Consider the following 10,973-nt stretch of genomic DNA (forward strand, 5'->3'; position numbering starts at 1 on the left):
GCCGCGTCGGCGTGACAACTGCCGATGCGTTGACTTTCTGGCGCAGGTGCGGGACCACCAAGGCAACAAGCGACGGGGTATGTCATGGCCGAACAAAAAAAACTTCTGCGCAGTCTTGCGGGCGAGACCCAGGATGTGCCGCCGATCTGGATGATGCGGCAGGCCGGGCGTTACCTGCCCGAGTACCGCGCGACGCGGGAACAGGCCGGGGATTTCCTGTCCCTGTGCTACAACCCGGAACTCGCAGCCGAAGTCACGCTGCAACCCATCCGCCGCTATGGCTTTGATGCGGCGATCCTTTTTGCCGATATCCTGCTGATCCCCGACGCGCTGGGGGCGGATCTGTGGTTTGTCACGGGCGAAGGCCCGCGCCTGTCCACAACCACCACGGAAGAGGATTTCGGCAAGCTGTGTCATGCCGCCGACATCCACGATCACCTGTCCCCGGTCTATGAAACCCTGCGCATCCTGCGGCGCGAATTGCCTGCCGAGACCGCGCTGATCGGCTTTGCCGGGGCGCCCTGGACGGTGGCCACCTACATGATTGCCGGGCAAGGCACCCCGGATCAGGCCCCGGCGCATGCGCTGATCGCCGAGAATCGCGAGCTGTTTCATGCCATTATCGGGCGGCTGACCAATGCCACCATCGAATATCTCTCGGCCCAGATCGACGCCGGGGCCGAGGTGGTGAAGCTGTTCGACAGCTGGGCCGGATCGCTGAAGGGCGACGATTTCACCAATTACGCGCTGGAACCGGCGCGCCAGATCATCGCAGCCTTGAAAGAGCGGCACCCCGAAATCCCGATCATTGCCTTCCCGCGCGAAGCGGGCGAACGCTATATCGGCTTTGCCAAGGCCAGCGGGGCCGATTGCGTGGCGCTGGACAATTCGGTCGATGCGGCCTGGGCGGCCGAACATGTGCAGGTCGACGGCTGTGTGCAGGGCAACCTTGCGTCCAGCCATATGGTCACCGGCGGGCAGGATCTGGTGGACGAGGTCCGGCGCATCCGGCAGGCGTTCTCGGGCGGGCCGCATATCTTCAACCTGGGCCACGGGATCACCCCGGACGCCGATCCCGACAATGTCGCGCTGATGATCGAAACCCTGCGCGAGACCACCTGAAGCGGCGGGCTGGAAAAGGTCTGGCCGGCGTATGGCTGACGTATGGCAACCGGGCCGGTGATGGACGGGCTGTTCTTTCCGCTGTCAAAGCTGTTCTGGATGGCGGCCCGCCCCGAAAGCTGGCTGCTGGGGCTGATGCTGCTGGCGCTGGCCGGTCTGCTGCTGCATCGGCGGCCGCTGGCGGTCACGGCGCTGTCGCTGGCCATTGCCGCTTTTCTGGTCATCGCCCTGCTGCGCCCCGCCTACACGCTGCTGGGCCCGCTGGAGCGCGCCTACCCCGCCAACCCTGACCTGGCCGCCCCGGCGGCCATCGTGGTGCTGGGCGGCGGCGAGGAGGCCGTGCGCACCGACACCTACGGCCAGCCGCACATCAGCGACAAGGGCGACCGGTTTCTGACAGCCATCGCGCTGGCCCGGCAATACCCCGAAGCACGGGTCGTCTTCACCGGCGGCACCGGCTGGTTCCGCACAGGCTTTCTGCCCGGTTCCGAGGTCGCGCGGCAGATCTTCACCGGCGCCGGGATTGCACAGGATCGCCTGATCCTGGAAGGCCGCTCGCTGAACACCTGGCAAAACGCGGTGAACACCCTGCCGCTGATGGACGGCCTGCCCGAGGGCGGGATCGTGCTGGTCACATCCGCCTTTCACATGCGCCGCAGCGTCGAGGTCTTCTGCGCCGCCGGCTGGCGCAATCTGGTGCCCTATCCCACCGATTTTCGAATCCTGCCGCAGGGGCACCGGCTGGGCTGGCGCTTTGCCGAAAACCTTGCGGAATTGAATCTGGCGGCAAAGGAATGGATCGGGCTGTTGGCTTATCGCCACACTGGACGCGGCGTCACCCCGCAAGATCGTCCCGGCTGTTTGTTGCCCTGACCCAAGGTCGCACAAGGAGGAACACTCGCAACCTGACAGGCGGCGGTGAAATTCTCTCTTGCAGCGATGCCTGCCCGAGCATTTCTTCTGAGGAAAGATGATTAATCATTAATCACCCTGGGAAGAAATATACGCGGCAAGTAGCATATCAGTTGAACCAAATCTTCACGGATTGTTAAGATTTAGGATGAAACAAGTAGTTAACGTCCTGTTGCTGCGACAGGGCATGTGAGTCCGGTGTTGGGGGAGTACTGCCAGATGATTGATGAAACCGTTCTGCGGTCACAAACAGACGTGTCATTGGGCATCTTTTCTTTCCCGACACCACGTCCGGCAAATCCGCCTGCCGACGTTGGCGCCGACCCGCATCCCGGCTGGCTGCACCAGATCCGTGTGCTGGACATCCGTCTTGCCAATACCTCTGAGCAATCGCCGAAATGGTCCGCCGCATGGTCTGAGCGCGAGCATCTGACCCATCAGATGTGCCGCACATCGCCGTCCACCTGGGACGGGCTGGTCGCCCAGCTTGCCTGGATCAATGAAGAGATTGCCCCGGTGTTGTCCGACGCCACCGACACCGCCTATCCGACGGCGCTGGAGTGTATTCGCGACGCCGTCGAGACCCTGCGCGGCAGGTACACCCCCAAGGATTGAAACCGCCAACCTCTTGGCCCCGTCGGCGACCACCGTCATGCGGAGGCAATCGTTGTGCGTGCTCCCGGTCCGGCCGCGCATGCGTTGGGAGCCGCGGGACTTGCGCCTGACAGTTGGGACTACGCGCCCGCCTGATCGACTGGACCGTGATTTTCCAAATCTACCAAATGATCGCGTTTTTTGCCGGTTTGTGTGATTATGCACAGAAATCCGGAAAGCCGGCCCAATCAGTTCGTTAATTGCAGACCTCAGACCCCGGAGACCGGAGGATGCGCGGCGTTACTCGGCCGGGTGCCGGCCTTTTGCATCCAACTTGCGCGCCTCGCGGCGCAACAGAAGGGCACCGGCCGCGGCAACGGCCAGAGCAATCACGGGAACGATGAAATCGAAGAAGCTCATTGCGGCATCTCCTTGCGTATGTACCTTAAGATATAGTGCGAAACGCCGTGCAATGCGAGTCCGCCCGCGCCCCACCATAGCGTGGTCAGCCTGACATTCTGCCAATCTTCCACGGCGGGACGCAAAATCGCGAAACCGATCAGGCCAAGGCCGATGGCGCTGATGAACCCGGCAAACAGCTTTACACGCTCATTGTGGGTGACCAGCGGATCCCGCATCCCGTAACGCCTCCTTCAGGCTGTGGCTGGGCCAGACGCCAACCGATGATGTGCAAACACTGCGCCGGAACCGGCATGCTCGGTTGCGGATACCTGCGGTGTCAACACCGGGCACACCGGCGATGAGGCCGCCTTGCCAGGCCGCGCGTCAAGGTGTGGCCGTCGGAAATTCGCAAGCGGCGCGGTACACGGGTCAGCCTGAGGCACAGGTGTGGTCGCCTGGAAGACTTGAAGGGGTCTGTATGGATGGTGCTGCTGGAGAGAATTGAACTCTCGACCTCTCCCTTACCAAGGGAGTGCTCTACCTCTGAGCTACAGCAGCATTTCCGGGCTGCGCGGTGTGGCGCCGCCGGTGTGGGGGGGCTGATACGCCCAAAGACCTGAGGGCGCAAGAGCCCCTTCCAAAAAAATTTCACTTCACGCGGCGACACGCGATAAGGCGGAAAATCCGCCGCTCTGGACCGGGCCGCGCGGACAGGCTAGACAGCGCGCCATGGACAAGAACAAGACCGCCTCGGAACAGGGCAAACCCGCTCAGAATCGGGACGACCGGCTGAAGGCCGCGCTGAAGGCCAATCTGGCGCGGCGCAAGAAACAGGCGCGTTTGCGCCAGGATACCGAGACCAAAGAGGGCTGAGCAGTATGGACAGGATCGTGGTGCGCGGTGGCACGCCCTTGAACGGCGTGATTCCGATCGCGGGGGCGAAGAACGCCTGCCTAGCCTTGATGCCCGCAACCCTGCTGTCGGAGGAGCCGCTGACGCTGACCAACGCGCCGCGCCTGTCCGACATCCGGACAATGACCGAGTTGCTGGAATCGCTGGGGGTCGAGGCAAGCTCTTTGCAGGATGGCAAGGTGATCTCGCTGTCCTCGCACGATCTGACCAGCCATGTGGCGGACTACGAGATCGTGCGCAAGATGCGCGCCTCGAACCTGGTGCTGGGTCCGCTTCTGACGCGGTTTCATCATGCGGTGGTGTCCCTGCCCGGCGGCTGTGCCATTGGCGCACGGCCCATGGACATCCACATTCACGCGCTGGAAGCCCTGGGCGCCGAGATCGAGTTGAAGGACGGCTACCTGCACGCCCGCGCGCCTGGCGGGCTGAAGGGCGCGGACATGACCCTGCGGTTCGCCTCGGTCGGGGCCACGGAAAACACGCTGATGGCGGCGGTTCTGGCCAAGGGCACCACCATCATCCGCAACGCCGCGCGCGAGCCCGAAATCGTCGACCTGGCCCAATGCCTGCGCAAGATGGGCGCGCAGATCGACGGCGAAGGCAGCGACACGATCACCATTCAGGGCGTCGACAAGCTGCATGGGGCCACCCATCCGGTGGTGCCGGACCGGATCGAGATGGGCACCTATATGCTGGCGCCCGCCATCGCCGGCGGCTCGGTCGAGCTTCTGGGCGGCCGGATCGATCTGCTGGCCTCGTTCTGCGAAAAGCTGGATGCGGCCGAGATCGACGTGAGCGAGACCGCCACGGGCCTGAAGGTGACCCGCCGCAATGGCCGGGTTGGCGCGGTTGACGTGGTGACCGAGATTTTCCCCGGCTTTCCCACCGACCTGCAGGCGCAGATGATGGCGCTGCTGACCACCGCCGACGGGGTCAGCGTGCTGGAGGAACGGATTTTCGAGAATCGATTCATGCACGCGCCGGAACTGGTGCGCATGGGCGCCGATATCGAGGTGCATGGCGGCACCGCCACGGTCACCGGGGTGCCGCGCCTGAAGGGTGCGCCGGTCATGGCAACCGACCTGCGGGCCAGTGTGTCGCTGATCCTTGCCGGTCTGGGGGCCGAGGGCGAAACCGTGGTCAACCGTGTCTACCATCTGGACCGCGGCTATGAGCGGGTCGAAGAGAAACTGGGCGCCTGTGGTGCCATGATCGAACGGGTAAGCGAATGAGCGATGCAAGGTTCGAAGACGGCGCGGAACAGCCGCTGCGCCTGCTGGCCGAAACCGCCGATGATCTGGCGATCCTTTCGGCGCTGGTACAGGACGCGGTCTTTCCGGGCAGCGAGATGACCTATCGACCCGGCAAACGGGAATTCGCTCTGCTGCTGAACCGCTTCCGCTGGGAAGATCGGGAAACCGCCAAGCGCCAGAAGCGGCCGTTCGAACGGGTGCAAAGCGTGCTTCTGGTGGGCGACGTGCTGAAAGTGGCCAGCCAGGGCATTGATCGGGACGACACGGACACGGTTCTGAGCCTGTTGTCGGTCACCTTCGATCCGGCACAGGATGGCGCCGGGGAGATCCTGCTGACGCTGGCCGGGGACGGTGCGATCCGGCTGACCGTCGAATGCCTGAACCTGCATCTGCGCGATGTGACCAAACCTTACGTCGCCCCGTCTGGCAAGGCGCCTGACCACGAGCTGTGATCCGGTCTGCCGCTGCGACGACAGTGACATTCCAGTTGCTTGTTACATCTGCCGCTGACCTTTAGAACGCTCCGAAAGGAGTCTCCATGCCCCAGTTTCTTGACACCTCTGATCCGGGATTCGAAGACGCTTTCCGTGCGCTGTTGTCGGCCAAGCGGGAAGACAGCCCCGATGTGGATGCCACCGTGGCCGAGATCATCGCGGATGTGCGGGCGCGGGGCGATGCGGCGGTGATCGAGTTGACGCAGCGGTTCGACCGGCTGGAGCTGACGCCTGAGACCATGGCCTTTACGGCCGAAGAGATCGACGCGGCCTGTGCGCAGGTTCCCCACGAGGAACGCGCGGCCTTGCAGATGGCGGCGGACCGGATCCGCGCCTATCACGAACGCCAGCTGCCGCAGGATCAAAGCTGGACCGATGCCGCCGGCGCGACGCTGGGCTGGCGGTGGTCGGCGGTGTCGGCAGCGGGGCTTTATGTGCCCGGCGGGCTGGCCTCCTATCCGTCTTCGGTGCTGATGAACGCGATCCCGGCGCAGGTGGCCGGTGTCGGCAAGCTTGTGATCTGCGCCCCCACGCCCGATGGCGCGGTCAACCCGCTGGTACTTCTGGCTGCGCGGCTGTCGGGGGTGGACACGGTCTATCGCATCGGCGGCGCGCAGGCGGTGGCCGCCATGGCTTATGGCACGGACACCATCGCGGCGGTCGACAAGATCACCGGGCCGGGCAATGCCTTTGTCGCCGCCGCCAAGCGCCGGGTGTTCGGCAAGGTGGGCATCGACATGATCGCCGGACCGTCGGAAATTCTGGTGATCGCCGATGCCGAGACCGATCCCGACTGGGTTGCCGTCGATCTGCTGAGCCAGGCCGAGCATGACGAAAGCGCCCAATCGATCCTGATCACCGATGATGCGGCCTTCGGACAGGCGGTCGCCGCCGCCGTGGACACGCGCCTTGAGACGCTGGAACGCCGCGCCATCGCGGGCGCAAGCTGGCGTGACTTCGGCGCGGTCATTACCGTGCGCGACCTGGATGAGGCCGCCGCCCTGTCCGACCGCATCGCGCCCGAGCATCTGGAACTTTGCGTCGCCGACCCCGAGGCACTGGCCGCGAAGGTCACCCATGCCGGCGCGATCTTCCTGGGCGCCTGGACGCCCGAGGCCATCGGCGATTATGTCGGCGGACCGAACCACGTATTGCCCACGGCACGCTCGGCACGGTTCTCGTCGGGCCTGTCGGTCCTGGATTTCATGAAACGCACCACCACTGCCCGGATGAGTCCCGGCGCGCTGAAGGCCGTGGGCCCGGCAGCGGAAACGCTGGCGACCTCGGAAAGCCTTGAAGCACATGCGCTGTCGGTCCGGGCACGGCTGGAACGGCTGAACGAGGGGCCGCAATGACCGAACGCCTGTATGATGTGACCCTGGACACCGGCGGCGCCCGCGCGCCTGCGCCCGAGCTGGAGCAGGAACAGCGGGTCGCGGTCTTCGACCTGCTGGAAGAAAACCGCTTCACCCTGCCCGATGCGCCGCAGGGCCCCTACGCGCTGATGCTGGGCCGGGCCGGACGCAAGCTGGATTTCCGGCTGAGCACCCAGACCGGGCAGGATGCCGCGCAATTCACCCTGTCGCTGGGGCCACTGAACCAGGTGGTGAAGGATTATTCCCACATCTGCGAAAGCTATTACGAGGCCGTGCGGTCAAAACCGCCCGCCGAGATCGAGGCGCTGGACGAGGCACGCCGCGCCATCCATCTGGAAGGTGCGGGAATGCTACGCGAGGTACTGGCGGGCAAGGCCGAGATCGACGGCGACACCGCGCGCCGCCTGTTCACGCTGGTCTGCGCCCTGACCGCACGGGACTGAGCCCTTGAAGCGGCCCGGAACGCGGCCAGGGCCCTGCCGATATCCCTGATTTCCGCCGCCCGCACGGCCGCTGCGGGGCATGCCAAAGGCCATGGCGCGAAAACAACCGCCCTGCCCGCCCCGAACCCGCAGCGTATTTGACGCGGCCCCTTGATTCACGGACAATATAGGCGCATGTAGACCCCGCCCGCGTTTTGGCGGGTCTATTGATATGGAGTGACCATGGCCAAGGAAGAACTGCTCGAATTTCCCGGCGTCGTGAAGGAACTCCTGCCCAATGCGACGTTTCGGGTCGAGCTTGAGAACGGCCATGAGATTATCGCACACACGGCAGGGAAGATGCGCAAGAACCGGATCCGGGTTCTGGCAGGCGACAGGGTTCAGGTTGAAATGACCCCGTACGACCTGACCAAGGGCCGGATCAATTACCGGTTCAAGTAAGCGTTCCGACGCGACAGGGCGAGACTCATGCGACTGATCCTGGGTTCAGGAAGCCCCCGGCGGCTGGAGCTGCTGGGCCAATTGGGCATTGTGCCCGACGACGTTCGTCCGCCCGACATCGACGAGACCCCGCACAAGGGGGAACTGCCGCGCGTCTATTGCGCCCGCATCGCGGCTGAAAAAGCGCAAGCCATCACCGCCGAGGCCGACGACGTGGTGCTGTGCGCCGACACCGCCGTGGCACTGGGGCGCCGGATCCTGGGCAAGCCCGCCGACGCGGGCGAAGCCGCGGCCTTCCTGATGCAACTCTCGGGGCGGCGCCACCGGGTCTATACCGCCGTCAGCGTGAAACGCGGCGACCGGACGTGGGCGCGCTGCGTGGAAAGCCGGGTCCGCATGAAGCCCCTGTCCGACACCGAGGTGAATGCCTATCTGGCCAGCGAAGACTGGCGCGGCAAGGCCGGCGGCTATGGCATCCAGGGCCCTGCCGGCGCGTTCATCCCGTGGATCAGCGGCTCCTTTACCGGCATCGTCGGCCTGCCCCTGTCGGAAACCGCCGGGCTGTTGCAGGCCGCGGGCGTTCCCCTGATGAAAGGTGCCGCATGAAAGGCTGCCAGATCCTGATTTCGCAGATCAACGGCCGCATGGCTGCGGCCCGCATCGTCGACGGCCAGCTTGACGATCTGCTGATCGACACCCCGGATCATATCCCCCGCCCCGGCGCCATCTATCGCGGTACCGTGGGACGTCCCATGAAGGGTCAGGGCGGACGTATCATCACCCTGACCGACGGCACCAACGGCTTCCTGCGCCAGGGGCACGGGCTGTCGGAAGGTCAGGCGGTTCTGATTCAGGTCTCGGGCTTTGCCGAAGGGGGCAAGGCCGTGCCGGTCACCCCCCGCCTGCTGTTCAAGAGCCGCTATGCCATCATCACCCCGGATGCGCCGGGGCTGAACATCTCGCGCGCGATCAAGGATGAAGAGGCCCGCGTGCGGCTGAAGGAAATCGCCCATGCGGCGGAACTGCCCGACCACCTGGGTCTGATCCTGCGCTCGGCCGCGGAAATGGGCGACGACGACGCCGTGGCCGATGACATCGCCGAAATGGCCGGGCTGGCAGCAGCCATTCTGGCCGAAGACAAGGGCGCGCCCGAGCTTCTTCTGGATGGTCCCACCCCGGATCTTCTGGCGTGGCGCGAATGGGTGGATGTGGCCGACCACAATGTGCTGCAGGGCGATCAGGCCTTTGACCATGGCGGCGCCGCAGAGCGGCTGGAAACCCTTTCCGACCCGCGCGAGCCCCTGCCCGAGGGCGGTTGTTTCTACGTGGAGCCGACCCGCGCCCTGGTCGCCATCGACGTCAACACCGGCCCCGACACCAGCCCCGCCGCTGGCCTGAAGGCCAATATCGCCACCGCCCGCGCCCTGCCCCGCGCCCTGCGCCTGCGCGGCCTTGGCGGCCAGATCGTGCTGGACCTGGCCCCGATGCCGAAGAAAGAGCGCCGCACCTTCGAACAGGTCCTGCGCGCCGCCTGCCGCGCCTGCCCGGTGGAAACCACCCCGGTCGGCTGGACCCCGATGGGCCACTTCGAATTGCAACGCAAACGCGAACGCCTGCCGCTGAACGAGGCGCTGTCATGAGTTGCCCGATCTGCAAGAAGACCGCGCATCCAACCTATCGCCCGTTCTGCTCGCGCCGCTGCGCGGACGTGGATCTGGGCCGCTGGGTGACTGGCGGATACGCCATTGAAACGACAGAAGAACCCGAAGAGTTCAGCGAAACCCCGCCCTTTCGCGAAGGGCTTGAAGGTGACGGAAAACTGCACTGAAAAAAGTTGCGTTCGGCTCTGGACACCACACCGTGGCTCTTCTAGAAGACGCGAACCCAGACGTTGGACGTCACCCGTGCCCGGGTAGCTCAGGGGTAGAGCAGTGGATTGAAAATCCTCGTGTCGGTGGTTCGATTCCGCCCCCGGGCACCAATGCACCTCATAGTGTGAATAATATCAATGGGTTACGGGGCGAAATCGTCCCACCGTTTTCGCGCTTGGTCAAAAGTGGGACTTTTTTGTCCTCGTTTTGTTTCCCGCGGGCAGTTACCGCTATGTGACTGACTGTCTGTCGCAAGCCGGTTGTGCTGGCTAGCACCAGTGATGGATGAGAGTTGGAGTTCGAGTTCGAGCTAGGGCTAGGGCTCGCCCGGCCCTTCGAGCTTGATCGTTGTATCCTTGTTGACCTTCACGCTGGCAAGCCGCTCCAGCAGATTTCTGGCGTCCTTCATTATTTCTTGATTGCTCTCGATAAACTCCATTTCAGACTCAGTAAGTACGCGTGTCATCACGCTACACTCACCGTCTGGCCCTTTGGTTTTGATGATTAGTAGCGATCCAAATTGTGCAACTGCGTTTGGCACATTCTCAATGGATTTAATGAATTCCCCGGCCGCTAAAGCATTTTCACGGTTTACCTCTGCTCTCTGCTTGTCCAAGGCAGTTAGCTCTAGTGCGCGCTTACCTTTCTTGATCGTGTCTTCGAGTTCTTCTGAACTGAGAGCATCTTTCGATTTCGCGATCCACTTCTTGAACCAACTACCACTCTCGGGCGGATAATCAGTCGCCGTTTCGAAGCCCAAGAAGGTGACGTAGGCTTTAGCGGCATGCTCAACGGAGCGAACAGTCTTGGGGTCATCCTCGCTGATATAAATCCGTACTGGCGCAAACCTTGTCTGAGACACGTTAGCAGAATTTAGTCCCATGCTATCAATGAGGAACTTTTCGTACGTCTCGCGACGAATACTGTCCAAGCCACTTTGAAGACTCTGAACTTCGCGAGATACTCGATTAACCTGAGATTGAAAGCTATCCGAACTCTTTGGTGAGAATAGTTGTTCGACGCGCTTGGCTAGGGTCTGGACTCATTGAGTTTCAAAGCCAGTAGATGACGATGGCCGCGAGGGCGATTGCCGAGAGGAAGACTCTGGGGCAGCGGTCATAGCGGGTTGCGACCCGCCGCCAGTCTTTCAGTC

14 protein-coding genes, 2 tRNA genes and 1 pseudogene are annotated in these 10,973 nt (G+C 63.5%); 13 read left to right on the plus strand and 4 right to left on the minus strand.

Going from position 1 to position 10,973, the window contains the following annotated elements:
- Positions 1 to 84 precede the first annotated feature (84 nt).
- From hemE to H8B03_RS14700, 3 genes are all read left to right on the plus strand, one after another.
- The gene (gene hemE, locus H8B03_RS14690) at positions 85 to 1,122 is read left to right on the plus strand and encodes a uroporphyrinogen decarboxylase (protein WP_193142623.1); all 1,038 of its coding nucleotides are present in this window, start codon (positions 85 to 87) and stop codon (positions 1,120 to 1,122) included.
- A gap of 42 nt (positions 1,123 to 1,164) precedes the next feature.
- Positions 1,165 to 1,995 carry a YdcF family protein gene (locus tag H8B03_RS14695; protein WP_193142624.1) on the plus strand — a complete coding sequence of 277 codons (831 nt, stop codon included), beginning with the start codon at positions 1,165 to 1,167 and terminating at the stop codon, positions 1,993 to 1,995.
- A gap of 258 nt (positions 1,996 to 2,253) precedes the next feature.
- Positions 2,254 to 2,649 carry a hypothetical protein gene (locus H8B03_RS14700; RefSeq protein ID WP_193142625.1) on the plus strand — a complete coding sequence of 132 codons (396 nt, stop codon included), beginning with the start codon at positions 2,254 to 2,256 and terminating at the stop codon, positions 2,647 to 2,649.
- A 395-nt stretch (positions 2,650 to 3,044) separates the two neighbouring features.
- Here the strand turns inward: H8B03_RS14700 and H8B03_RS14705 are convergent, their stop codons facing one another.
- Together H8B03_RS14705 and H8B03_RS14710 are read right to left on the minus strand one after the other, a co-directional pair.
- The gene (locus H8B03_RS14705) at positions 3,045 to 3,266 is read right to left on the minus strand and encodes a hypothetical protein (protein ID WP_193142626.1); all 222 of its coding nucleotides are present in this window, start codon (positions 3,264 to 3,266) and stop codon (positions 3,045 to 3,047) included.
- A 247-nt stretch (positions 3,267 to 3,513) separates the two neighbouring features.
- A tRNA-Thr gene (locus H8B03_RS14710) sits at positions 3,514 to 3,588 on the minus strand.
- 171 nt (positions 3,589 to 3,759) lie between these two features.
- Between H8B03_RS14710 and H8B03_RS14715 the strand changes: the two genes are divergently transcribed.
- The 10 genes from H8B03_RS14715 to H8B03_RS14760 all read left to right on the plus strand — a co-directional run bounded on the left by H8B03_RS14715 (position 3,760) and on the right by H8B03_RS14760 (position 9,930).
- Positions 3,760 to 3,903 (plus strand): hypothetical protein, encoded by a 144-nt coding sequence (locus H8B03_RS14715; protein ID WP_193142627.1) that lies wholly within the window; start codon positions 3,760 to 3,762, stop codon positions 3,901 to 3,903.
- Positions 3,904 to 3,908: 5 nt separating this feature from the next.
- Positions 3,909 to 5,174: a UDP-N-acetylglucosamine 1-carboxyvinyltransferase gene (gene murA / locus H8B03_RS14720; RefSeq protein WP_193142628.1), complete on the plus strand. Its 1,266-nt coding sequence runs from the start codon at positions 3,909 to 3,911 to the stop codon at positions 5,172 to 5,174.
- On the plus strand, positions 5,171 to 5,647 hold the full coding sequence (locus H8B03_RS14725) for a DUF2948 family protein (RefSeq protein ID WP_193142629.1): 477 nt from the start codon (positions 5,171 to 5,173) through the stop codon (positions 5,645 to 5,647). Before murA ends, H8B03_RS14725 begins: the two co-directional genes overlap by 4 nt.
- 86 nt (positions 5,648 to 5,733) lie before the next feature.
- Positions 5,734 to 7,044: a histidinol dehydrogenase gene (hisD, locus tag H8B03_RS14730; protein WP_193142630.1), complete on the plus strand. Its 1,311-nt coding sequence runs from the start codon at positions 5,734 to 5,736 to the stop codon at positions 7,042 to 7,044.
- Positions 7,041 to 7,508 carry a UPF0262 family protein gene (locus H8B03_RS14735; RefSeq protein WP_193142631.1) on the plus strand — a complete coding sequence of 156 codons (468 nt, stop codon included), beginning with the start codon at positions 7,041 to 7,043 and terminating at the stop codon, positions 7,506 to 7,508. The genes hisD and H8B03_RS14735 overlap by 4 nt, the downstream gene beginning before the upstream one ends.
- Positions 7,509 to 7,730: 222 nt before the next feature.
- A complete protein-coding gene (gene infA / locus H8B03_RS14740) occupies positions 7,731 to 7,949 on the plus strand; it encodes a translation initiation factor IF-1 (RefSeq protein ID WP_021097168.1) in 219 nt (72 codons plus the stop codon).
- 27 nt (positions 7,950 to 7,976) lie between these two features.
- Positions 7,977 to 8,555 carry a nucleoside triphosphate pyrophosphatase gene (locus H8B03_RS14745; RefSeq protein ID WP_193142632.1) on the plus strand — a complete coding sequence of 193 codons (579 nt, stop codon included), beginning with the start codon at positions 7,977 to 7,979 and terminating at the stop codon, positions 8,553 to 8,555.
- Positions 8,552 to 9,589 carry a ribonuclease E/G gene (locus tag H8B03_RS14750; RefSeq protein WP_193142633.1) on the plus strand — a complete coding sequence of 346 codons (1,038 nt, stop codon included), beginning with the start codon at positions 8,552 to 8,554 and terminating at the stop codon, positions 9,587 to 9,589. Before H8B03_RS14745 ends, H8B03_RS14750 begins: the two co-directional genes overlap by 4 nt.
- Entirely contained in the window at positions 9,586 to 9,777 is a 192-nt protein-coding gene (locus H8B03_RS14755) for a DNA gyrase inhibitor YacG (RefSeq protein ID WP_193142634.1), read from the plus strand. The genes H8B03_RS14750 and H8B03_RS14755 overlap by 4 nt, the downstream gene beginning before the upstream one ends.
- A gap of 78 nt (positions 9,778 to 9,855) precedes the next feature.
- Positions 9,856 to 9,930 (plus strand) — tRNA-Phe (locus tag H8B03_RS14760).
- A 206-nt stretch (positions 9,931 to 10,136) separates the two neighbouring features.
- Here the strand turns inward: H8B03_RS14760 and H8B03_RS14765 are convergent.
- Both H8B03_RS14765 and H8B03_RS14770 read right to left on the minus strand, forming a co-directional pair.
- On the minus strand, positions 10,137 to 10,751 hold the full coding sequence (locus tag H8B03_RS14765; protein WP_193142635.1) for a hypothetical protein: 615 nt from the start codon (positions 10,749 to 10,751) through the stop codon (positions 10,137 to 10,139).
- Between the two features lie 121 nt (positions 10,752 to 10,872).
- Positions 10,873 to 10,973: pseudogene (locus H8B03_RS14770) on the minus strand (IS5/IS1182 family transposase); the annotation flags it as partial.

The sequence above is a fragment of the Meridianimarinicoccus sp. MJW13 genome (genome assembly GCF_014901205.1).
GTDB lineage: Bacteria > Pseudomonadota > Alphaproteobacteria > Rhodobacterales > Rhodobacteraceae > Meridianimarinicoccus.